Genomic DNA, 22,619 nt, shown 5'->3' with positions numbered 1-22,619 from the left:
TCGATCCGCGTCGGTGACCAGCGGAGGAGGCGGGCGGCGGGGCGGGCCACCGGGCGACCGGAGCCCGGACGGGCGCGTCCGGCCCGCCGGCCGGTGGGGGACACTGGCAGCCGTGACGACCGCCCCCTCCGGCATCCTGACCGCGCAGACGACCCCCGCCGTGGCCCGGCGCACCTGGCCGCGGTGGCTGGCGCTGGGCCTGGCGATGCTCGCCGTCGCGGGCACCGCGGTCGTCTGGGACGGCGGCGGTGCGCGGCTGCTGCTCGGCGCGGTCGGCCTGTTCCTCGCCGTCCGCGGCGCACTGCTGGTGCGCGGCGCCCGGTCCGGCTCGCTGGGCGACGTCCCCGACCTGGCCGGCTCGGCCGGGTCGCTGGGCGGGGTCGTGCTGGTCGTCGGCGCCGCCGCGGTCGCCGTCGCCCTGGTGCCCTCGGCGCTGGCCGGTCGGGTGCTGCTGGTCGCCGTCCCGGTGCTGCTGCTCGGCGCGGCGCTCGGGCTGCTCACCCGCCGGGGCACGCCCCGGCGCGGCGGCCTGGCCCTGCTCGTGTGGTCGGTGCTGGTCACCGGCGCGCTCGTCGCCACGGGGACCCTCCAGGGCTGGGACCGGGCCGCCGGCGTCGCGACGGTGGTCACCGCGCTGGCCGTGGCCGTGCTCGCCGTCCCGGTCCTGCTGGCCGCGGTGAACCTCCGGGCCGTCGCCGCCGGGCCCGAGCCGGCGCGCCCCGCCGGTTGCGCCGGCTGCGCGTGCGGCGCCGGCGGCTGCGGCTGAGCCCTCCGGCTCGGCCCCGCGCCGGATCGGAGGACGGCACCGGGCGCGGTGCCACTGGTGCGCCCGGGACGACCGGCCACGCCGACGCAAACTCCGCGACACCGGCGCGTCACGACCGCTGCCTACCGTCGGGTGCGACGGAGGACGACGAGGTCCCGCGAGCCCAGGACGGAGGGATCATGGTCACCACCACGAGCGTGCCCGGGAGCGACCCGGCGCCCGGGCCGGCACGGACGGCGGCCGGCGGGCCGACGTCGGGGACCGGGCGGGCCTCGGCGCTGGACCGCGGCCGCGCCGGTGTGCGGGCGTCCGTGCCGGAGGCCGAGACGTGGAGCTGCCCGAACTGCCGGGGTGAGACGCGGGCGCCCCGCAAGCGCTGCGCCGACTGCGGCACCTCCCGCTACTGACGGCCCCTCCTGGGACGCCGCCGGTGGCACCGTCCGGCGGCAGCCGCGTCCGCTCGACCGGGGCGTCCGGTCCGTGCGAGCGGAGGGCTTGATCCGCCGTCGCCGTCCCGTAGGTTCGGCGCATGAGCGTCCTCGCACGCCACAACGTGCGGGTCGCCGGGGCGCCCGACGGCCGGCCGCTCGTCCTCGTGCACGGGCTGGGCTGCGACCAGTCGATGTGGCGGCTCGTCCTGCCGGACCTCGCCGCCGACTACCGGGTCGTGCTGCTCGACCTCGCCGGGCACGGCGGCGCCGACCGGTCCGCCTACGACCCCGACCGGCACGGCTCGCTCGCCGGCTGGGCGGCCGACGTCGTCGAGGTGTGCCGGGAGCTCGACCTGCGCGATGCCGTCCTGGTGGGCCACTCGGTGAGCGCGATGATCGGCGCGCTGGCCGTCCAGGAGGCGCCGGAGCTCTTCGGTGCGCTGGTCATGGTCGGCCCGAGCCCGCGGTACGTCGACGAGGGCGACTACGTCGGCGGGTTCAGCCGGGCCGACATCGCCGACCTGCTGGCCGCCCAGGCGGCCAACCACGTCGGCTGGGCGGCGGCGATGGCGCCGGTCATCATGGCCAACCCCGACCGGCCCGAGCTGGCCGGCGAGCTGGCCGAGCTGTTCTGCCGGTCCGACCCGGACGTCGTCGGCCACCTGGCCCGGGTGACCTTCCTGTCCGACAACCGCGCCGATCTGCCGCGCGTCGCCGTACCCACCCTCGTGCTGCAGTGCAGCGAGGACGTCATCGCGCCGGTGCCCGTCGGCCGGTACGTGCACGCGCACGTGCCGGACAGCTCCTTCGTCCAGCTGCGCGCGACCGGTCACTGCCCGCAGCTGAGCGCGCCGGAGGAGACGACCGCCGCCATCCGCGCCTTCCTCGGCCGATGACCGGGACCCACCGCCCGCTCGACGAATCCGAGCGCGGTCACCGGTCGCTCGACGAGGACCCCGCCGACGTCTACGAGGACGCACCCGTCGGTTACGTCTCCGCCACCCCCGACGGCCGCGTCGTCAAGGTGAACCGGACGCTGTGCGCCTGGACCGGGCGGGTCGCCGCCGACGTGGTGGGCGCCCGGCTGACCGACCTGTTCGCCGTGGGCAGCCGGGTCTTCCACGAGACCAACGTCGCGCCGCTGCTGCGGATGCGCGGCGCCGTCCGGGAGATCGCCGTGGACGTCCTCCGGACCGACGGCTCGGTCCTGCCCTGCCTGCTCAACGCGGTCGAGGTGCGCGACGACGAGGGGCAGCCGCTGCTCGTGCGGGCGACCCTGTTCGAAGCCGCGGACCGGCGGCGGTACGAGGAGCAGCTGCTCTCCGCCCGGCGGAAGGCCGAGCGGCTCGAGCACCGCGCCCGGACGCTGCACGAGCTCGTCTCGGCCCTGGCGGCCGCCGTCACGGTCGACGACGTCGCCGCCGTGGTGGTCGAGCGCGGCCGGGCGGCCCTCCGGGCGCGCGGCGCCGCGCTGGTGCTGCTGGGCGGGACGGACGGCGACGAGCCGACGCTGGGCGTCGCCCGGTCGAGCGGGTTGGCGGCGGACCTCCTGGCCGAGCTGGAGGCGGCGGCGCGCGGCCGGCTGGTGCTCACGCTCGCCGAGGGTGTGCGACCGGTCCCGCTCGACGAGGGGCTGCGCAGCCGGCGGCCGGCCATGGCGGCCGCGATGCAGGAGGCCGCGCTCACCGGGCTCGTCGTCGTCCCCGTGTCGGCCGACAGCCACTACCTCGGGGTGCTGGTGATCGCGCTCGGCGCCCCCGACGAGGGCCTGATCGACCCGACCGAGCCCGGCGCGGAACCGGTGCGGACGGACGCCGACCTGGAGCTGCTGGCAACGCTGGGGCGGCAGGCCGGCCAGGCGCTCGAGCGCGCCCGGTTGCACGAGGAGACGGCGCGCCAGGCCCAGCGGTCGGCGCTCCTGCTGGAGGCGGCCCGGCTGATGGCCGAGGCCTCCAGCGTGACGGAGACCGTGCAGCGGCTGGCCGACCTGACCGTCCGGCGGCTGGCCACGGCGGCGGTCGTCGACCTCGTCGGCGACTCCGGCCCGACCCGGCCGGCCGCCCGCCACGCCGATCCGGACCGGCAGGCGCTCCTGGACGAGCTGCGCGAGGCGCACCTGCCCGGCCGGCATCCGGTGCACCCCGCCTCGCGGGCGCTGGCCGACGGCCGCACCCACTGGGTGCGCCGGCTCGACGAGGCCGCGCTCACGCGCATCACCACCGGCCCGCGGCACGCCGAGGTCGCCCGCCGGCTCGAGCTGGTCAGCCTCGTCAGCGTGCCCCTGCGCGTGGGCGGGCGGGTGCTGGGCGCGATCACGCTCGGGAACGACTCCCGGCGCGGACCGTTCACCCCGGCCGACGTCGAGGTGGCCGAACAGCTCGCGCTGCAGGTGGCGCAGGTGCTGGACAAGGCGCAGCGGTACGAGTTCGAGGCGGTCACGTCGCACACGCTGCAGGCCTTCCTGCTGCCGCCGGCACCGCCGTCGGTGCCCGGGCTGTCGGTGGCGGTGCGCTACGTCGCGGCCAGCCACGGGGTCGACGTCGGCGGCGACTTCTACGACGTGGCGGTGGTGCCCGGGTCGACCGTGGCGCTGGCGGTCGGCGACGTCGTGGGCCACGACATCACCGCCGCGGCGACGATGGGGCAGCTGCGCAGCGTCTACCGGGCCATGCTCGCCGAGCGCCCCGAGCCGGCGGCCGTCGTCGACCGGTTGCAGAAGGGGTGGCCGTTCCTGGGTCTGCAGCGCATGGCCACGGCGCTGTTCGCCACCCTCGACCTGCAGTCGGGGTGCCTGCGCCTGGCCTCGGCCGGACACCCGCCGCCGGTGCTGATCGCCGGCGGCCGGTCCGAGCTGCTGCCCGTGCCGCCCGCGCCCATGCTCGGCGCGCCGCCGTCGCCGGCCGTCGAGTGGGCGGCCGAGCTGGTCCCGGGGGCCACGCTGCTGCTGTTCACCGACGGTCTCGTGGAGAGCCGCACGACCGACATCGACGCCGGCCTGGACCGGGTCCTGGCGGTCGCGGCCGAGGCCGGCGACGACCCCGACCGGCTGTGCGACCGGCTGCTCGCCGACCTGGCGGGCGACCACCGCGCCGACGACATCGCGCTGCTGGCCCTGACCCGCGCCGAGCGGCGGTGACCCAGCGCGAGCGGGGCCCCCAGCAGCGTCACTGCGCGCGGATCGGGAGCCCCGTCGGTTCCCACCCGGACCGCCCAGGGGTGACGATGGGCGTGTCCCCCACGGCAGGAGGCGGGCATGGACGAGGCGCCCCGGTCGGCGGCCGCCGGCGCGGCCGTCCCCGATCCGGTGGCCGACGCGATCGACGGCTCGACCGGTGACTGGTCGGTGTCCGGCGACGCGATGCGCTGGTCACCGGAGCTGGCCGAGCGGGGCCCGGGCACGGTGCTCCCCGGACCGCTCGCCGGGCTCGACGTCGCCGCCGGCCTCGGCTCCGTCCTCGGCCTCGACGGCGCCGGCGTGCGCCGGCTGGTCAGCGGCGCGCTCAGCTCGCTGACCGTGGCGGCCGGCGACGTCGCCGGCGAACTGCGCGAGCTGGTCCGCCCGCGCGAGCCCCGGGACGGCGAGGGACAGGCCGCGGTCCCGGAGGATTGACCGGCGGTCCGGCTGCGGCCACGGAGGACCGACCGGCTTCCGGGCGGCGGGGGGTCGCCGTCCCCGTGTAGAACGGGACGGGCAGGACCACACCGACGTGGGGAGTCGCCGACCATGAGCAGCACCTCGTTGACGCTGGCGCCACCGCCGCGGTCCGACGCCGCGGAACGCGTCCGGCAGGAGGTGCGCGAGTTCCTCGCCGCGGAGCGGGAGGCCGGCACCTTCACGACGCACGTCGACACCTGGTTGTCCGGTGTCGATCCCGCGTTCAGCCGCAAGCTGGGCGCCCGCGGGTGGCTCGGCATGACCTGGCCGAAGGAGTACGGCGGGCACGAGCGGACGGCGATGGAACGCTACGCCGTCACCGAGGAGCTGCTGGCCGCCGGCGCCCCGGTCGCCGCGCACTGGATCGCCGACCGGCAGTCGGGCCCCAACCTGCTGCGCTACGGGACCGAGGAGCAGCGCAAGGAGATCCTGCCGCGCATCGCGGCGGGCGAGTGCTACTTCGTCATCGGCATGAGCGAGCCGGACTCCGGGTCCGACCTCGCCAGCATCCGGACCCGCGCGGCCCGCAACGGCGCCGGCGACTGGGTGGTCAACGGTGCCAAGGTCTGGACGTCGAACGCCCACCACAGCCACTACGGCATCGTGCTGGTGCGCACCGGCCCGCCGGGGGAGGGCCCCCGCGGCAAGCACCAGGGCCTCACCCAGCTGCTGGTCGACCTGTCGCTGCCGGGCATCTCGATCAACCCGATCCGCATCCTCGACGGCGGGCACCACTTCAACGAGGTGGTCTTCGACGACGCCGTCGTCCCCGGTGACATGCTGCTGGGGGAGGAGGGCGCCGGCTGGCACCAGGTGACCGCGGAGCTGGCGTTCGAGCGCTCCGGACCGGAGCGCTTCCTGTCCACCTACCCGCTGCTGGCCGAGTTCGGGCGGCGCGCCGCGGAGACCGGCGACCCGGCCCAGCTGGCCGCCCTCGGCCGGCTGTCGGCCCGGCTGCTCGCGTTGCGCCAGCTGTCGCTGCGCATCGCCGCCGCCCTGGACCGCGGCGAGCTGCCCGACATCCCCGCGGCGCTGGTCAAGGACGTCGGGACGACGTTCGAGCAGGACGTCGTCGACGAGATCCGTGCGGTGCTCGAGGTGGTGCCGTCGCTGGAGTCGCCCGATCCGCTGGGCCGGGCGATGGCCGAGGCGCAGCTGCACGCGCCCGGCTACACGCTGCGCGGCGGCACGAACGAGATCCTCAAGGGGATCGTGGCCCGCGGGCTGGGGCTGCGATGACGACGGCCGAGCCGGGAGCGCCGGCGACCGAGGAGCGGAACGAGGCCGGAGTCGAGCAGGAGGTGGAGCGCTGATGGCCTCCGACCAGGACCTCGTCGTCGAGACCGTCCGCGACATCCTCGCCGGGCACGAGCCGTTCGTGCTGTCACCGGAGCGCCCGTGGGACGACGGGCTGTGGCGCGACCTGGCCGAGGCGGGGCTCACCGGTGTCGGGCTGCCCGAGGAGGCCGGCGGCTCGGGGGGCGAGCCGGCCGACGCCGTGGCCGTCGTGCGCACCCTCGCCGCGGGCGCGGCGGCGGTGCCGGTGGCCGAGCAGATCCTGGTGGCCGGGCCGGCGCTGCTCGCCGCCGGGCTGGACCTGCCCTCCCCGGAGGAGCCGCTCTCGGTCGCGGCCGCGGGGGCGGTCACCGCCGAGCGGTCCGACGGTGGCTGGTCGCTCACCGGCACCGCCACCGACATCCCCTGGTCGGGCGTCGCCGCGCACCTCGCCGTGCTGGCGGCGGGCCCGTCGGGACCCGTGCTCGCCCGCGTCGCGGCCGACGGGCTCGACGCCAGCGACGCGCGCAACCTCGCCGGCGAGCCGCGTGGCTCGGTCGTGTTCGACGGGACACCAGCCGACGCCGCCGAGCTGACCTTCGAGCAGGCGGAGGAGCTGCGTGCCCGCCACGCGCTCGCCCGGGCCGTGCAGCTGTCCGCCGCGGCCGAGCAGGTGCTGGCCTGGACGGTGCAGTACGCCGGTGAGCGGCAGCAGTTCGGCCGCCCGCTGGGCAGGTTCCAGGCGGTGCAGGTCGAGCTGGCGCAGATGGCCGGCGAGGTCACCGCGGCGGCCGCGCTGACCGACGCCGCCGTCCAGGTGCTGGAGCACGGCGGCGACCTGACGATCGCCGCCGCGGCCGCGAAGGTTCGGGCCGGCGCCGCGGTGGAGGTGGTCGCCGGGCTGGGGCACCAGGTGCACGGTGCGATCGGCTTCACCCAGGAGTACCGGCTGCACCACCTCACCAGGCGCCTGTGGTCCTGGCGCGACGAGGCCGGCAGCGAGCTGCACTGGGCACGGGTGCTCGGCGCCGGGCTGGTGGCCCGGAGCGGCGACGACCTCTGGGGAGCCCTGACCCGCGCGGTGTGACGGTGCCCTGTCGGTCGTCGGGCATGGCGACGAGCCGACCTGCGCCGGTGGTCAGAAGGGCGGCGGGTCGTCGTCCGGGTGCGGTGTCCCGGTCGCGGGTGGTGTCCCCGGCGGCTCGGTCACCGGTGGCTCGGGCACCGGTGGCTGGGGCACCGGTGTCCCGGTCGCGGGTGGTGTTCCGGGTGGTTCGGGTACCGGTGGCCGGAGGCCGGGTGGGCGGGTGGTGCGGGTGATGCCCGAGGGGGTGGTCACGTGCAGGGTGCCGTCGTCGTCCAGGACTAACCGCCAGCCGCGGGCCAGCGTCTTGAGCCGGTGGTGGCTGCGGCACCGGCAGCACAGGCTCTCGCAGGTCGTCCGGCCGCCGACCGCGTGCGGGACGACGTGGTCGTGGTCGGCCCAGCCGGCCCGCTGCCCGCAGTTCGGGCACCGGCAGGCGCGGTCGCGCGCGTCGATGAACACGCACTGGGCGGCGGTGGGCGCGTAGGCCGCGGTCGCCGCCGGGCGGTCCAGCAGCGGGCAGCCGCAGTCGCGGTCGGGGTGGGCGGGGCAGCCGCGCCGGGCCCGCTGCTCGAGCTGCTCGGGGGTGGTGGTGGCCCGCGGGCAGCCGGGTGTTCCACGGCCGGCGGATCAGGTCGGCCAGCACCACGGCCCGCAGCGCGCCGATCGGGCGGGGGTCGCCGTCGGCCCTGAGCATGGCGGCGAGCTGGTCGACGGTGTCCAGGCACTCGGCCGACACCGGGGTGGGCAGCTCGGCGGCCAGCGTGCTCATGCCCTCCAGGTGCGAGGGGCGAGGACCCTGGCCCGCGGCTCGTCCAGGTCGCCGGCGGCCAGCGCGGCCCACGTGGCCGGCAGGTTCTCCCGGTAGGCCCGGGCCCGGTGCGCGAGGTGGGCGGCGGTGCCCCGGCCGCAGCCGAGCACCACGGCCAGCTCGGGCACGAAGAACTCGCTGACCCCGGGCAGCTCGGCGTCCGGCGCCCGGGAGCCGCGCCGGGCGCCGGGGTGGTCGGGCGGCGGGTCGAGGGTGTCGGGGGCGTCGTCGGCCAGGCCGAGCACCAGTTCGGCCTCGTAGGCGGCGATCGAGGCCTTCTCCGCCTGCACCCGCTGCAGCTCGGCGGCCTTCTGCTCGCGGCTCGGCAGACCCACGGGCAGCCGGCGGCCGGGCCGGGGCCGGGCGATCGACCAGTCGAGCAGCAGCCCCTCCACCGACCGCCGACCACCGATCCGCTCCACGGGCCGAACGCACGTACGAGGTACGACACTTCTCGGCGTTCCGGTGCGGCGGACCCCCGGTGGCCCCGGTGGGCTCACAGGTCGGGAGTCGTGGTCAACGCCGGTCAACCGCCGACGGCCGGACCTGGCCCACGGCCGGCTGTCGCTACGGTGAGCCCCGTGCGAGCGCCGATGACCTCCGCGGACGGGCGGTGAGCGACCCCTCGGCGGCCGCCGGGCCGCTGGCCGACCTCACCGTGCTCGACGTGACCTCGACGTTCCTCGGCCCGTACTGCGGCGAGCTGCTGGCCCAGATGGGCGCCAGGGTCGTCAAGGTCGAGCCGCCGGAGGGCGACATCATCCGGTACGTCGCCGACGAGCGGCACTCCGGCCTGGGTCCGACGTTCCTCAACTTCAACCGGGGCAAGCGGTCGGTCGTGCTCGACCTGACCACCGATGCCGGCCGCGAGGCGTTCGACCTGCTGGTCGACCGCGCCGACGTGCTGCTGCACAACATGCGCCCACGGGCGGCGGCCAAGCTGCGCATCGACGCGGGCACCGTGCTGGCCCGCAACCCGCGGATCGTGCACTGCTCGGCCGTCGGCTACGGCGCCGCGGGGCCGTACCGCGACCGGCCGGCCTACGACGACGTCGTGCAGGGGGTGTCGGGGCTGGCCGCCGTCCAGGGCGGGGCGGACGGCGACCCGCAGTACGTGCGCACCCAGATGGTCGACAAGACCGTCGGCGTGATGGCGCTGGCCGCGATCCTCGCCGCGCTGCACGAGCGCTCGGTGTCCGGCCGCGGCCAGGCCGTCGAGGTCCCCATGTTCGAGTCGATGGCCACCTTCCTGCTCATGGAGCAGCAGGGCGCCCGGGTCTACGCCGGGCGCACCGGCGGCACCGGGTACGCGCGGACGGCATCCCCCTACCGCCGCCCCTACCGCACCGCCGACGGCACCATCGCGGTGCTCATCTACACCGATGCGCAGTGGCGCAGCTTCTTCACGCTGGTCGACCGGCGCGACCTGGCCGCCGATCCGCAACTGGCGACCATCCGGGGCCGCACCGAGCGCATCGACGAGCTGTACCGGCTCGTCGACGAGAAGCTGGCGGAGAAGCCGACCGCCCACTGGCAGACCGCCTTCGACGAGCACGCCATCCCAGCCATGCCGGTCAACACCGTCGAGGACCTCTTCGCCGACGAGCACCTCGCCGCCGTCGGGCTGTTCGAGCAGGTCGACCACCCGACCGAGGGCCCGCTCGTGCAGGCCCGGCTGCCCTGGACCTTCGCCCGCAGCGGGGCGCCGGTTCTGCCCGGCGCGCCGCCGCTCGGCGCGCACACCGCGGAGGTGCTCGGCGCGCTGGGCCTCGACGAGGCCCGCATCGCCGAGGCCACCGGCAAGCCGCACCACCCGGCGGGGGAGACCGAGGCCGGCCCGCCGGCCTGACGCCGGGCGCGGACGTGGCGGCGGTCAGGTCCGCGGCACGGCCGCGCGCGACCGCTCGGCGGCGTGCGCCCGTTCGGCGGCCACCACGAGCGCGGCCGCGGCCAGCGCGCACGCCCCGACCGCGGCGAAGGTGACCTCGTAGCCCGCCGCGCCGATCAGCAGGCCGGCCGACACCGGGGCGACGACCCGGCCCGCCTGGGTCGCCAGCGTCTGGGCGCCCGACACGCGGCCGAAGACGGCGGTCGGCACGTAGCTGCCGAGCAGCGCCGGCCGGGCGATGTGCATGACGCCGAAGCCCAGGCCGAACAGCAGCACGAACGCCGGGATGCCCACCGGCCGCGGCAGGACCAGCAGCAGGAGGACGCCGACCGCCTGCCCGGCGACCAGCGCCGCGGTCAGCCGCGCCATGCCCACCCGGCGGCCGAGCCCGGTCAGCACCAGCCGGCCGGCCACCGACAGCGCGCCCAGCGCACCGGTGGCCACGGCGGCGACGGTCGCGCCCGCGCCGTTGCCGCGGAGGAAGGCGACCAGGTGCACCGCCACCGCCATGATCGCGACCATCTCGATGGACGCGGCCAGCGTCAGCCGGCGGACGGCGGGCCGACGCCAGGCGGCTCCCGGCGCGGCCGCCGCCGTCCCCGATCCCCGCTCCGGCTCCGGCTCCGGACCCGGAGCCGGGAAGGCGCCGGCAGACGGCGAGGCGCCGGCGGACAGCGCCGCCCCGGCGGGCCGCGCCGCGCCGCCGTCCGGGGCCAGCCCCAGGTCGGCCGGCGCCCGACGCAGCACCAGTGCGTGCGGTAGCGCGCACAGCGCGACCAGCCCGGCCAGCACGAGCAGCGCGCTCCGCCAGCCGAGCGCGTCGACGAGCGCCTGCGACGTCGGCAGGAAGATCGTCGAGGCGAAACCGGCGACCACGGTCAGGGTGGCCAGCGCGGCCGGGCGGTCGCGCCGGAACCAGGTGTTGATGAGCGCGTAGGCGGGCTCGTACAGCACGGCCGCACCGGCGATGCCGATGCCGGCGAAGGCCAGGTAGAGCTGCGGCAGGTCGCGCGCCTGCGACCAGCCGACGACGGAGGCGGCGGCCAGCAGGCTGCCCGCGGTCATGAGCCCGCGCGGTCCGTGCCGGTCCAGCCACCGGCCCGCGCCGACGGCGGCGACACCGGTCAGCGCCATCGACAGGGTGAGCGCGCCGGACAGCTCCGCCGTGCTCGCGCCGAGCTCGGCGCGCATCGGCACGAGGAACACCGCGAAGCTGTAGAAGAGCACGCCGTAGGCGACGGTCTCGGTCGCCGAGACCGTCCACACCATCCGCCAGCCGGGGAAGTCCCGGCGCCGCGGCCGGGTTGCCGTGCCCGGCGCGCTCAGCGCGCGCTCACCCCGCCCGCCGCGGGGCGAACTTGCCCGACCCGGCCTGGTCCAGCGGGTAGACCAGGACGTCGGCGACGACGACGTGCGGCGGCCGCGAGGCGACCCAGGTGACGACGTCGGCGATGTCCTCGGCCTTCAGCGGTGTCAGCCCCTCGTACACCTTGGCCGCCGCGGCCTCGTCGCCGTGGAAGCGCACCGTGGAGAACTCGGTCTGCACCATGCCCGGGTCGACCTGGCTGATCCGGACGCCGCTGCCGAGGACATCCATGCGCATGCCGCGGGTGATCCGCTCCACGGCGGCCTTGGACGCGCAGTAGACCGTGCCGCCCGGGTAGACCTCGCGGCCGGCGTTCGACCCGATGTTGATGACGTGACCGGACCCCCGCTCCACCATCCGCGGCAGCACCCAGGACGACACGTTGAGCAGTCCGCGCACGTTGGTGTCGAGCATCCGGTCCCAGTCGTCGGGGTCGTCGGTGTGCACCGGCCCCCGGCCGGCGGCCAGGCCGGCGTTGTTCACCAGGACGTCGATCGTCGACCAGTCGTCGGGGAGGCCGTCGAGCGCGGCGGTGACCTCCGCCCGGTGGCGCACGTCCATCGTCAGCGGCAGCACGCGGTCCTCGCGGCCCTCACGCATGTGCTCCAGGCGGTCGCCGCGCCGGGCCGCAGCGATCACCCGCGCGCCCTCGCGCAGGAACGCATCGACGCAGGCCTGTCCGATCCCGCTGGACGCGCCGGTCACCAGCACCACCGAATCGCTCTCCACGGTTCTCCTCTCTCGGGCCGTGCCGCCGGGCGGCGGCACGGCATGGGTGTCGCCCGGGATGGTCCCGTTCGCGATGGTCCCGTTCGCGGTGGTCCCGTTCGCGGTGGTCCCGTTCGTGGTGGGTCTCGACCGGGACGGTCCCGGGCGCGATGGTCCCGTCCGCGAGGGTCCGCTCGCGGACGGGGGTGCCGCTCAGGTCGGTGCCGCCCGGGACGGGAGCGCGTCGCCGGCGGGCCGCCCCGCGCCGACGGGCGCAGCGTCCGGCACCGCGGCGTGCGGCACCGCGGCGTCCGGCACCGCGGCGGCCGGCACCGCGGCGGCCGGCACCGCGGCGGCCGGCACCGCGGCGTCCGCCCCGCCGTCGGGCGCCACCGGCTGGGTCTCCAGGTAGGCGTCGCGGGACTCGCTGATGTGGGTGCGCATGGCCGCCGCCGCCTCGTCCGCCCGGCCCGAACCGATCAGCTCGGCCACCGCGCGGTGCTCCTCCCAGGCGCGCGGGGCCAGCGAGCTCACCAGCGGGGCGAAGAACCAGCGGCTGCGGTGGGAGAGCTGGCGACCGAACTCCAGCAGGATGTGGTTGCGGGCGATCTCGAGCACCGTGGTGTGGAACCGCGCGGTCAGCGCGGCCATCTCCCCGGCCGCCCGGCCGGTGCGCAGGCCCTCGTCGGCCTCGTCGCAGATGCGCAGCAGGGCCGCGCCGTCGCCGTCCGTGCAGCGCTGCGCGGCCAGCGAGGCCGCCCAGCTCTCCAGCAGCTCGCGGGCCTCGAAGAACTCGGTGACCTGGTCGGGCGTGGGCTGGTTGACGAAGGCGCCGTAGCGCGGCCGGAGGGTCACCCACCCGTCGCGGTGCAGGCGCTGCAGCGCCTCGCGCACCGGACCGCGGCTGACCCCCAGCTGGCCGGCCAGGCGCTCCTCCACGAGGTGGCCACCGGGCGGCAGGACACGGGCGATCAACATCTCCTGCAGGCGCTCGTACACGTGCTCGCGCAGCGGAACGGCGTGGATGGGGGAAGGATCGACCACGGCCGCCACCTCCGTAGACTCCCGGAGCCGGCGCCCCAGGTCACAACATCGTAAACAATAGACAGATCCTCGTGTGAGCTGCTTCACTCGGGACACCAACCGGCCGCCGGCCGGCGACGTGAGCCGTCCGGCGCCTGCCTGGCGCCCGCGTCCCGGGTCGGGCGGCACTCTCCGAGCAACGCACAGGAAGGCCGACGATGACCTCTCTGCCCCGCGCCGCCGCACGGCGGCGGTCCCGACTGGTGCTCGCCGCGGGCATCGCGGCCAGCCTCGCCCTCACGGCGTGCGGTGGTGACGAAGGCGGTGGCGGCGAGGCCGCCGGCGGCGGCGACACCCAGGAGTTCAACGAGAGCCTGACCTTCGCCACCGGCGGCACCGGCGGCGTGTACTACCCCTACGGCGGCGGCATCGCGAACGTGCTCTCCGCGCAGGTCCCCGGTCTCACGGTGACCGTCCAGGAGACGAACGCCTCCGTCGACAACATGCAGCTGCTGCAGTCGGGCCAGGCGCAGCTCGCCCTGGGCCTGGGTGACGTCGTCGCGGACGCCGCGGCCGGGCAGAACACGTTCACCGAGCCCCTGGAGATCTGCGCGCTCGGCAACCTCTACAACAACTTCGTGCACTTCTTCACGACCGCCGAGACCGGCATCACCTCGATCGAGGACCTGCGCGGCAAGCGCGTGTCGCCGGGTGCGGTCGGCTCGGCGTCCGAGGTCACGGCCGACCGGATCATGCAGGCGGCCGGGCTGGACCCGCAGGCCGACATCGAGCGGGCGCAGCTGGGTGTCGCCGAGACCGTCGCCGCGCTGCAGGACGGCACGATCGACGCCGGCGCCTGGTCCGGCGGCCTGCCCACCGGGGCGATCGTCGACCTGGCCAGCACCAACGAGCTGGTCCTGCTCCCGACCGGCCAGTACGCCGAGGACCTGGCGGCCGAGTACGGGGAGTACTACTTCGAGGCCGACATCCCCGCCGGCACCTACGAGGGCGTCGACGAGGCCGTGCCGAACGTCGTCTCGCCCAACATCCTCGTCGTGCGCAGCGACATGGACGAGGCCCTGCAGGAGGCCATCACGCGGACGATCTTCGAGAACCAGGAGCAGCTCATCACCGTGCACCCGGCGGCCGAGGAGCTCGACGCCACCACGGCGGGCGAGATCGGCTTCATCGAGACCTGCCCGGGAGCCCAGACCTACTTCGACGAGGTCGGCTGAGCCGCGCGGCGGCCGCCGGACCGGGGGCCTGACCCTGGACACCGCCGTGCTGCCGGGTGCCGGACCGTCGTCCGGCCCCGGCAGCACGGCTGTGCCCCGGCGTCGCCGGGGCGCCCGTCCGGCCGCGGTGGTCGCGCTGCTGCTCGCCCTGCTGGTCGCGGCGGGGGCGCTGGTCACGGCCGGCGGAGCCGGGGCCGGCGGGCCGGCCGTCACCGTGCGCACCCCGGACGGCGGGCTGGTCGCCCGCGTCCCCCTCGACGGCGACCGGTTCGCCGTCGGCTACCGCAACAGCATCTACGGCACGCTCGCCGAGGAGCGGTACCGCGTGCTGCGCGACGGCCGCTTCGCGCTCGTCGAGATCGCCGCCGAGCAGGTCGCGGTGCTCGAGGAGTACTACGCCGTCCCCGGGCCGCCCCGCCCGGCCCGACCCGGTGACCGGCTCGACCACGTGGCCGAGCCCGACCCGGCCCGGCCCGCCGTCTTCGACGTCCTCAACATCGCCGCGACCGACCTGGGCGAACGGACGCTGTACGTCCCGGGTGCCGATCCCGTCCCGATCTGGCGGCTGGTGACCGGCGAGGACCCGACCGTGCTACTGGAGATCGAGGAGTAGAGATGAGACTGCCCGGCCGCGCACGGGCGCGTTCCGCCGAGGACGACGAGGCCCGCGCCGATCACCTGCGGCACGACGTCGCGCACCACGCCGCCCACCGGCAGGGCGGCGTCCTCGACGCGGCGACGCTCCACCAGTCGAAGAACGCGCCGCCGGCCGACGACCCGGACATGATCGACGAGGAGAAGCTGCTCGCCGAGTTCGAGGCGGAGAAGCCCGCGCGGACGCTGTCGGGCATCCCCGGGCACATCACCGCCGTCTTCGGCGTCGCGCTGTCGCTGTTCGCCCTCTACTGGGTCTTCAACCCGATGCCGCGGCAGGTCTACCTGCCGCTGTTCCTGGGCCTCGGGCTGTTCCTCACCTTCCTGACCTACCGCGGCTGGGGCCGGTCGGCGACCGACCGCGCCGCCGGCAAGCGCGACAACCCGAACGTCCTGGACTGGGTGCTCGCCGGCCTGTCGCTGGTGCCGCCGCTCTACATCGTCAACGACTGGCAGGGCTTCTTCCGGCGGGCGATCCTGCCCACCGACCTCGACCTCGTGATGGGCACGATCCTCATCCTGCTCACCCTCGAGGCCGCCCGCCGCACCGTCGGCGTCCTCGTGCCGGTCGTGGTGCTCGGCTTCCTCGCCTACGCCTATTTCGGCGCCTCGATGCCCTCCCCGTTCACGACCGCCGACTTCCAGTGGCCCCGGCTGGTCGGGCACAACATCATGGGCACCCAGGGCGTCTTCGGCACCCCGCTCGACGTGGCGGCGACCTACATCATCCTGTTCACCATCTACGGCGCCGTCCTGGCCGCCTCCGGCGCGACCCGCTTCTTCATCGACCTGTCCTTCGCCGCCTTCGGCCAGTCCCCGGCCGGCCCGGGCCGCACGGTGACCCTCTCCGGCTTCCTGCTCGGCACGGTGTCCGGCTCCGGCGTCGCCACGACGGTCACCCTCGGTGGCATCTCCTGGCCGCTGCTGAAGCGAGCGGGCTACCCGGCCGAGCACGGCGGTGGCGTGCTCGCCGCGGCCGGCATCGGCGCCATCCTGTCGCCGCCGACCCTGGGCGCGGCGGCCTTCATCATCGCCGAGTACCTGCAGGTCTCCTACCTCGAGGTGCTGATCTGGGCGACGATCCCGACGATCCTGTACTACCTCGGGATCATCCTGGCGATCGAGATGGACGCCCGCCGGCACAAGACCCACGTGGTCGACATCGAGACCCAGTCGGCGTGGAAGCTGCTGCTGCGCTACGGGTACCACTTCAGCTCGCTGGGCGCGATCGTGCTTTTCCTCGTGCTGGGCTACACCCCGTTCCGCGCGGTCGTCTACGCCACGGCGCTGGCGTTCGTGCTCGCCTTCTTCGACCGGCAGTCGTGGTTCACGCCCAAGCGGATCTGGCAGGCGCTCAGCCAGGGCGCCACCGGCGCGCTGTCGGTGATCCCGGTCATGGCCGTCGCCGGCCTGATCGTCGGCGTCATGACCCTCACCGGCCTGGCGCTGCGCCTCGCCGGGATCATCGTGGACTTCTCCAACGGCAACGTCGTGCTCACGGCGATCTTCTCGGCGATCGTCGTCGTGCTGCTCGGCCTCGCGGTGCCGGTGACGGCGAGCTTCATCATCTCGTTCGTCGTCATCTCGCCGGCGCTGCAGCAGGTGGGCGTGGAGCCGTTCGCCGCGGCGATGTTCATCTTCTACTACGCGGTGCTCAGCGAGGTGTCCCCGCCGACGGCCCTCTCGCCGTTCGCCGCCGCCGCCATCACCGGTGGCAAGCCGGTGCGCACCATGTGGCTGACCTGGAAGTACACGCTGCCGGCCTTCCTGGTGCCGTTCATCTTCGTGCTCTCCCCGAACGGCATCGGCCTGCTGTTCGAGGGCGGCATCGGCACGGTGGCGGTCGCCTTCACGACCGCCGTCGTCGCGGTGGCCTGCCTGGCCGTGGTCACCGGGTCGTGGCTGCTCGGCCCGGCGCGCATCCCCGAGCGGGTGCTGTTCTTCGTCGCCGCGGTCGCGCTGCTGGTCATGGAGCCGACCGCGATCCTCATCGGTGCCGGCTTCGCCGCCGCCGGTGTGGCGGTGCACCTGGTCAACCTGCGCCGGCACCGCGAGCGGCCGAGCACCACAGCCGGCGCGGGCACCCCGGAGCCCGCGGCGACCGGGAGCACGACGACGGTCGACGCCCTCGGCGGCGGGAAGCCGTCGGGGGATGGTCCGGCCTCGCCGCCGGAACCCTCCACGGAGGCGTTCCCCGCGGGCGCCCCGCGGACGGAGAAGTGATCTCGGGGGTCGCCGACCTGCACGTGCACGGCGCGCCCAGCCTGGTCCAGCGGCACGGCCTCGACCACGAGGTGCTGGGCGCGCACGGCACCGTCGGCGTCGACTTCGCCGTCCTCAAGGCTCACGAGGGTTCGACGGCGGAGCGGGCCGCGCTGGCCGCGTCGCGGGGCGAGACCGACGGCATCGAGGTGGTCGGCGGGATCGTGCTGAACTCGCCGGTCGGCGGGGCCAACGCCGACGCCGTCGAGGTGGCCGCCCGGCTCGGCGCGCGCGTGGTGTGGATGCCGACGGTGTCGGCACCGGCGCACATCGCCGCGGCGGCGGACCCGGAGCTGTCGGTGCACAAGGGCCTGGCGTTCACCCGGGTCGACGTGCTCGACGGCGGCCGGCTGCTGCCCGCCTGGCGCGACGTGCTCGACGTGGTGGCCGCGCACGACCTGGTGCTCGCCTCGGGCCACCTGACCTGCGCCGAGGCGCTGGTGCTGTTCCGCGCGGCCCGGGCGGCAGGGATCACCCGGATGCTGCTCAACCACCCGAAGATGCCGTTCCTGCGCTGGGACGACGCCGCGGTGCCCGAACTGCGCGAGCTCGGCGTGGTGCTCGAGCTGGGCATCCTGCCCGACATCCTCACCGACGGCCCGGGGTCGATCAGCCTGGGCGAGGTGTACCCGCACGAGCTGCTCGCGTTCGGCGGCGACCTGGGGCACGCCTCCTACCCCACGATGCCCGAGGCGCTGCCCGGGTGGCTGGCGGACCTGCAGCGCACGGTGGGCGAGTCGGACGCCGAGACGATCATGACCACCGTGGGCCGGCGGTTGGTGCAGCGGTGATCCGGGTTGCGCTGCTGCCCGGCGACGGCGTCGGCGCGGAGGTGCTCGACGGTCCGGCGCGGCTGCTGCGCGGGCTGGCCGATCGCGGGCTGGTCGAGGTGACCGGCCCGTGGCCGGTGGGCGCGACCGCCGCCCGCGACACCGGATCGGTGCTGCCCGAGGAGACGCTGGCCGCCTGCGACGCGGCCGACGCGATCCTGCTCGGTGCGGTCGGTGAGGACCCGCGCGTGCCGGCCGACGTCTGCCCCCGTCCGGAGGTCGCGCTGCACCGGCTGCGCGAGCGGTACGACCTGCGCATCTCGGTGCGGGAGATCCCGGTCGACGAGACCAGCGACCTGACCGTCGTCCGGAACCTGATCGGCGGTTCCTACGGCGGCGCGGCCGACCGCACGTACAGCGCCGATGGCGGCGAGGCCGCCGACGTGCTGCGGTTGACGCCCGGGCGGGTGGCCGAGGTCGTGCACCTAGGCTGCGACGTGCTCGCGCAGCGCGGCGGGGGACGGCTGGTGTCGGTCGACAAGGCGAACCTGTACGCGACCGGCCGGCTGTGGCGGCAGGTGGCCGGCGAGGTGGCCGCCGCCCGCGGGGTCGCGGTCGAGCACCGGTACGTCGACCGCGCGGCCTACGAGCTCGGCGCCGGGGCCGAGGTGCCCGCGGTCATCGTCACCGAGGGGCTCCTCGGCGACATCCTCTCCGACCTGGCCGCCGGGCGGGCCGGGTCGCCGGCGCTGTGCGGCTCGGCGTCGATCCACCCGGGGGAGCCGGCGCGCGGCCGCTGCGTCGGGTTGTTCGAGCCGGCCCACGGCTCGGCGCCGCGGAGGGCCGGCCGCGACCAGGCCGACCCGCTCGGCGGCTTCCTCGCGCTGGTCGCCCTGCTGCAGCACTTCGACGCCACCCGCGAGGCCGGTGCGCGGCTGCGCGCCGCGACCCGCACGGTGCTGCGCACCGGCCCGTGGACCTACGACCTCGCCCCCGAGGGGGTCGATCCGGTGTCGACGGCGACGGTCGCCGACGCCGTGCTCGCCGCCTTCGACGCCCCCGGGCCGACGCCGGCGGATGCCGCGGCGCCGGGCGTGCCCGCGCCCGGGACGGCGCTGCCGGTGGAGGTGCACGAGCCGGAGGTGCGGGTGCCGGCCGACGCGCTGGCCGGCTGGACCGCCGACGTGCTCGAGGCGGTCGGCGTCCGGCCGGCGTACGCCCGCGACGTCGCCGAGGTGCTCGGCTACGCCGACCTGTCGGGGATCGACTCGCACGGCATCGCCCGGCTCCCGGCGTACGTGCAGGCGCTGCGCACCGGGGTCATCGTTCCGGACGGGGAGCCGGTCGTGCACTCCGACGGCGGGGCGGTCGCCCTCGTCGACGGGTGCCACCTGCTCGGCCACCCGGTCAGCCGGGTGGCGCTGGCCGAGGCGGTGGCCCGGGCGCGCACCCACGGCATCGGCTGGGTCAACGTGCGCAACAGCAGCCACCACGGGCCGAGCGGGGCGTACGCGTACGAGGCGGCCCAGCTCGGGCTGGTCGGGCTGGCCGCCACCAACACCGGCCCGGTGGTCGCCCCGACCGGGGCGGCCCGGCCCTACCTCGGCACCAACCCGCTGGCGCTGGGGCTGCCCGTCGCCGGGGAGGAGCCGATGGTGTTCGACATGGCCACCTCCGCGGTGGCCGGCGGCAAGTTCGAGATCGCGCTGCGCGCCGGGAAGCGGGTGCCGCTGGGCTGGGGCATCGACCCGGAGGGGCGGCCGACCACCGATCCGGCCGCGGTCTACCCGGCCAAGGGAGCGCTGCTGCCCCTGGGCAGCGACCGCGAGCGGTCCAGCCACAAGGGCTACGGGCTCGGGCTGCTGGTCGAGATCCTCACCGCCGTGCTCGCTCACGGCCCCACCGGGCCCGGCGTCGGCAACCTGACCTTCCGCGCCGGCGGCGGGCACCCCGACGTCAGCCACCTCGTCGCCGTGCTCGACCCGGCGCGGCTCGGCGACCCGGGGGCGGTGCGGACCGGCGCCCGGGAGCTGCTCGACGGGCTGCGGGCGCTGGCCCCGGTCGACGAGGACCTGCCGGTGCGCACCCCCGGCCAGCGGGCGGCCGCCGAGCGGGCGCGGCGGCGCGAGCGAGGGGTGCCGCTGGACGCCGAGACGCACCGGGCACTGCACGCGCTGGCCGAGCAGGTGGGCCGCCCGCTCGACGCCGTCGTCCGTGGGTGAGCGGCGGGCTCCGGCCCGGGCGGTGCTCCAGGCGGTCGCCGTCTCGGTGCTCGGCGTGCTGCCCGCCTTCTTCGTCGGGGCGCTGGCCGTGCAGATCCGCGCCGACCTCGGCATCGGGCTGGGCTTCTTCGGCTTCGCCGCGTCCACCCTGTTCGCCGTGTCCGGATCGCTCGCGCGGCCCGGCGGCCGGCTGGTGCAGCGGCTGGGGTCCCGCCGCGGCGCGGCGCTGGCCGCCGGGCTGTCGATGCTGTCGCTGTCGGCGATCGCCGCCGCGCGGTCACCCGGCTGGCTGATCGCCGCGCTGGCGCTGGGCGGGCTCGGCAACGCGGTGGCGCAGCCGGCGGCCAACCTCGGCATCTCCGAGCTGGTGACCGAGCACCGGCTCGGCGTGGCGTTCGGCGTCAAGCAGTCGTCGATCCCGGCGGCCACATTGCTCGGCGGGCTGGCCGTGCCGAGCCTGGCCCTGGTGCTCGGCTGGCGCTGGGCGATGGGCGCGGCCGCGGTGCTGGCGCTCGCGGTCCTCGTCACCACCGCGGTCAGCCGCCGCGACACCCGGCAGGGTGCTGCCGGCGCGGCCGCCCGGGGCCCGGACAAGGGGCTCCCGCGCAACGGGCTGGTCGTGCTCACCCTCGGCGGCTTCCTCGGCGCGGCCGCCTCGACGTCGATCGGGGTCTTCCTGGTCGACTCGGCCGTCGCCGCCGGCTTCGCGCCGGGCACTGCCGGCGTGCTCTTCGCCGGCTGCTCGGTGCTCGGGCTCGGCGTCCGGATCGGGTTCGGCTGGCTGGCCGACCGGCACCCCTCGCGCAGCCGCTGGGTGTTCATCGCCAACCTGCTCACCGGCGGCGCGCTGGGCTACGGCCTGCTGGCGACCGGCGCCCAGGTGCCCTTCCTGGCCGGAGCGGTGCTCGCCTACGTGCTGGGCTGGGCGTGGACCGGCCTGTACCACTTCGCGATCGTCAAGGACAACCGCGCGGCGGCGGCGCGCGTGACCGGCTTCGTGCAGACCGGCCTCTCCCTCGGGGCGGCCGGCGGGCCGGTGCTGTTCGGCGTCGTCGCCCAGCTCGGCTCCTACACCGCCGCCTGGCTCACGACCGCCGCGCTGAGCCTGGCCGCCGCGCTGACCGTGCGGCTGGGCCGGCGCATCGTCCGCCGCGCCCGTGGGCTGCCGGTCGCATCGCTGCGGCTGCGTCGCCCGCCGGGTCCGGTGCCCGATCTGTCCCGACCCACCCGGGGCGCGCTGCCGGCGCCCGCCGGCTGAGCGCCCGACCCGAGGAGGACCCCATGAGCACCTGCCGGCTGCACCCGCGCGGCCCGCGACCGGACGACGACCTGCTGACCCGCGCCGGCGCGCCGGACCTCGCCGAACCCGGCGACGTGCTCGTCGGCGACGCCGACGGGGTGGTGGTCGTGCCCGCCGAGCGGGTGGCCGAGGTGGTCGCGGCGGGCGATCAGCGGCTGCGGATGGAGGAGGCGATGTCCGCCGACATCGCCGCCGGCACGCTCGACCGGTCGTGGGTGACCGCCGCGCTCACCGAGGTGCGCGTCGCGGAGGTGCCGTCGTGACCGCCCGCCGGTGGGGGCTCATCGGGTTCGGCGAGGCCGGGCGGGTGATCGGCGGTGCGCTCGCCGCGGCCGACGGCGTCGACCTCGCCGTCCACGACCGGGTGCTGGCCGACCCCGGCCGGGGGCCGTCCCTGGCCGACGAGGTGCGCGCCGCCGGAGCGACCCCGGTCGACGACGTCGGCGGGCTGGCCGGCTGCGACGTCGTCCTGTCGCTGGTCACCCCGGCCACCGCGGTGGCGGCCGCCGAGTCCTTCGCGCCGCACGCCCGGCCCGGTCAGCTGTACGTCGACCTGAACTCGACGACGCCCGCGGCCAAGCACGCCGTGGCCGCCGCGCTGACCGGCACCCGGGTGGTCGACGGCGTGATGACCGGCGGCGGCATCCAGCTCGACGGTGCGCGCATCCCGATCTCGCTGGCCGGGCCGGACGCCGCCGAGGCCGCCCGGCTGCTCGCCGGGGCGGGCCTGCGCACGGTCGTCGTCGGCGACGCGGTCGGCGGGGCCGCCGCGCTGAAGATGCTGCGCAGCGTGGTGGTCAAGGGCATGGAGTGCCTGTGGGTCGAGGCGCTGCTGGCCGCCCGCGAGCTGGACGTGGTCGAGCCGCTCATGGCGATCGTCGAGGAGACGCTCGACCGGTGGCCCACCCGCGACTTCGCCGCGATGCTCGTGACCACGCACGTCGGGCACGCGGGGCGCCGCCAGGTCGAGGCGCGGATGGTGCGCGAGACGGTGAGCGGGGCCGGCGTCGAGCCGCTGATGTCCGACGCGCTCGTGGCCCGGCAGGAGCGCACCGCCCGCGGGCTGGCCGCGGCCGGGCGGGCGGCCGGCGACGTCCCCGCCTCGCTGGACGAGGCGCTCGCCGTCCTCCGCGGCCTGCCCGAGGGCCCGCCGGCGGGCTGAGCGACCG

Annotated in this window: 21 protein-coding genes; 16 read left to right on the top strand and 5 right to left on the bottom strand. The window is 76.3% G+C overall.

The features are described from left to right. Positions 1-112: 112 nt before the first annotated feature. The 7 genes from OF117_RS03075 to OF117_RS03045 all read left to right on the top strand — a co-directional run bounded on the left by OF117_RS03075 (position 113) and on the right by OF117_RS03045 (position 7,214). Positions 113-766, top strand: coding sequence for a hypothetical protein (locus OF117_RS03075; protein ID WP_263551316.1), 654 nt, complete (start codon positions 113-115; stop codon positions 764-766). A gap of 179 nt (positions 767-945) precedes the next feature. Next, positions 946-1,173, top strand: a complete 228-nt coding sequence (locus OF117_RS03070) for a hypothetical protein (protein WP_263551315.1) — start codon at positions 946-948, stop codon at positions 1,171-1,173. Positions 1,174-1,295: 122 nt separating this feature from the next. Then, entirely contained in the window at positions 1,296-2,093 is a 798-nt protein-coding gene (locus OF117_RS03065) for an alpha/beta fold hydrolase (protein ID WP_263551314.1), read from the top strand. Then, positions 2,090-4,333, top strand: a complete 2,244-nt coding sequence (locus tag OF117_RS03060; RefSeq protein WP_263551313.1) for a SpoIIE family protein phosphatase — start codon at positions 2,090-2,092, stop codon at positions 4,331-4,333. Before OF117_RS03065 ends, OF117_RS03060 begins: the two co-directional genes overlap by 4 nt. Before the next feature lie 117 nt (positions 4,334-4,450). Then, positions 4,451-4,807 (top strand): hypothetical protein, encoded by a 357-nt coding sequence (locus tag OF117_RS03055; RefSeq protein ID WP_263551312.1) that lies wholly within the window; start codon positions 4,451-4,453, stop codon positions 4,805-4,807. 114 nt (positions 4,808-4,921) lie between these two features. Beyond that, positions 4,922-6,091, top strand: coding sequence for an acyl-CoA dehydrogenase family protein (locus OF117_RS03050; protein WP_263551311.1), 1,170 nt, complete (start codon positions 4,922-4,924; stop codon positions 6,089-6,091). A gap of 73 nt (positions 6,092-6,164) precedes the next feature. Continuing rightward, positions 6,165-7,214, top strand: a complete 1,050-nt coding sequence (locus tag OF117_RS03045; protein ID WP_263551310.1) for an acyl-CoA dehydrogenase family protein — start codon at positions 6,165-6,167, stop codon at positions 7,212-7,214. A gap of 51 nt (positions 7,215-7,265) precedes the next feature. Here the strand turns inward: OF117_RS03045 and OF117_RS03040 are convergent, their stop codons facing one another. Together OF117_RS03040 and OF117_RS03035 are read right to left on the bottom strand one after the other, a co-directional pair. After that, positions 7,266-7,673, bottom strand: a complete 408-nt coding sequence (locus OF117_RS03040) for an HNH endonuclease (protein WP_263551309.1) — start codon at positions 7,671-7,673, stop codon at positions 7,266-7,268. A 306-nt stretch (positions 7,674-7,979) separates the two neighbouring features. After that, a complete protein-coding gene (locus OF117_RS03035; RefSeq protein WP_263551308.1) occupies positions 7,980-8,444 on the bottom strand; it encodes a DUF222 domain-containing protein in 465 nt (154 codons plus the stop codon). 191 nt (positions 8,445-8,635) lie between these two features. On the opposite strand from OF117_RS03035, the gene OF117_RS03030 reads away from it, so the two are divergent. Next, positions 8,636-9,871 carry a CaiB/BaiF CoA transferase family protein gene (locus OF117_RS03030; protein ID WP_263551307.1) on the top strand — a complete coding sequence of 412 codons (1,236 nt, stop codon included), beginning with the start codon at positions 8,636-8,638 and terminating at the stop codon, positions 9,869-9,871. 24 nt (positions 9,872-9,895) lie between these two features. Here OF117_RS03030 and OF117_RS03025 read toward each other — a convergent pair whose 3' ends face one another. The 3 genes from OF117_RS03025 to OF117_RS03015 form a co-directional block, all read right to left on the bottom strand. Continuing rightward, the gene (locus OF117_RS03025) at positions 9,896-11,179 is read right to left on the bottom strand and encodes an MFS transporter (protein ID WP_263551306.1); all 1,284 of its coding nucleotides are present in this window, start codon (positions 11,177-11,179) and stop codon (positions 9,896-9,898) included. Between the two features lie 64 nt (positions 11,180-11,243). Then, the gene (locus OF117_RS03020) at positions 11,244-12,005 is read right to left on the bottom strand and encodes an SDR family NAD(P)-dependent oxidoreductase (RefSeq protein ID WP_263551305.1); all 762 of its coding nucleotides are present in this window, start codon (positions 12,003-12,005) and stop codon (positions 11,244-11,246) included. A gap of 192 nt (positions 12,006-12,197) precedes the next feature. After that, positions 12,198-13,028 (bottom strand): GntR family transcriptional regulator, encoded by an 831-nt coding sequence (locus OF117_RS03015; protein WP_263551304.1) that lies wholly within the window; start codon positions 13,026-13,028, stop codon positions 12,198-12,200. Positions 13,029-13,225: 197 nt separating this feature from the next. Here OF117_RS03015 and OF117_RS03010 point away from each other — a divergent pair, with 197 nt between their 5' ends. From OF117_RS03010 to OF117_RS02975, 8 genes are all read left to right on the top strand, one after another. Next, positions 13,226-14,242, top strand: coding sequence for a TAXI family TRAP transporter solute-binding subunit (locus OF117_RS03010; RefSeq protein WP_263551303.1), 1,017 nt, complete (start codon positions 13,226-13,228; stop codon positions 14,240-14,242). 91 nt (positions 14,243-14,333) lie between these two features. Beyond that, positions 14,334-14,855, top strand: coding sequence for a hypothetical protein (locus OF117_RS03005; protein WP_263551302.1), 522 nt, complete (start codon positions 14,334-14,336; stop codon positions 14,853-14,855). A gap of 2 nt (positions 14,856-14,857) precedes the next feature. After that, positions 14,858-17,119 (top strand): TRAP transporter permease, encoded by a 2,262-nt coding sequence (locus tag OF117_RS03000; RefSeq protein WP_263551301.1) that lies wholly within the window; start codon positions 14,858-14,860, stop codon positions 17,117-17,119. Further along, a complete protein-coding gene (locus OF117_RS02995) occupies positions 17,116-17,949 on the top strand; it encodes a DUF6282 family protein (RefSeq protein ID WP_263551300.1) in 834 nt (277 codons plus the stop codon). Before OF117_RS03000 ends, OF117_RS02995 begins: the two co-directional genes overlap by 4 nt. Continuing rightward, the gene (locus OF117_RS02990) at positions 17,946-20,150 is read left to right on the top strand and encodes an Ldh family oxidoreductase (protein WP_263551299.1); all 2,205 of its coding nucleotides are present in this window, start codon (positions 17,946-17,948) and stop codon (positions 20,148-20,150) included. The genes OF117_RS02995 and OF117_RS02990 overlap by 4 nt, the downstream gene beginning before the upstream one ends. Beyond that, positions 20,143-21,408 (top strand): CynX/NimT family MFS transporter, encoded by a 1,266-nt coding sequence (locus tag OF117_RS02985; RefSeq protein WP_263551298.1) that lies wholly within the window; start codon positions 20,143-20,145, stop codon positions 21,406-21,408. The genes OF117_RS02990 and OF117_RS02985 overlap by 8 nt, the downstream gene beginning before the upstream one ends. 23 nt (positions 21,409-21,431) lie before the next feature. Then, entirely contained in the window at positions 21,432-21,713 is a 282-nt protein-coding gene (locus OF117_RS02980) for a hypothetical protein (RefSeq protein WP_263551297.1), read from the top strand. After that, positions 21,710-22,612: an NAD(P)-dependent oxidoreductase gene (locus tag OF117_RS02975; RefSeq protein ID WP_263551296.1), complete on the top strand. Its 903-nt coding sequence runs from the start codon at positions 21,710-21,712 to the stop codon at positions 22,610-22,612. The genes OF117_RS02980 and OF117_RS02975 overlap by 4 nt, the downstream gene beginning before the upstream one ends. The last annotated feature ends 7 nt before the right edge of the window (positions 22,613-22,619 follow it).

Source organism: Geodermatophilus sp. YIM 151500 (genome assembly GCF_025716945.1).
Classification (GTDB): Bacteria; Actinomycetota; Actinomycetes; order Mycobacteriales; family Geodermatophilaceae; genus YIM-151500.
This window is presented reverse-complemented; position numbering and strand designations above follow the sequence as displayed.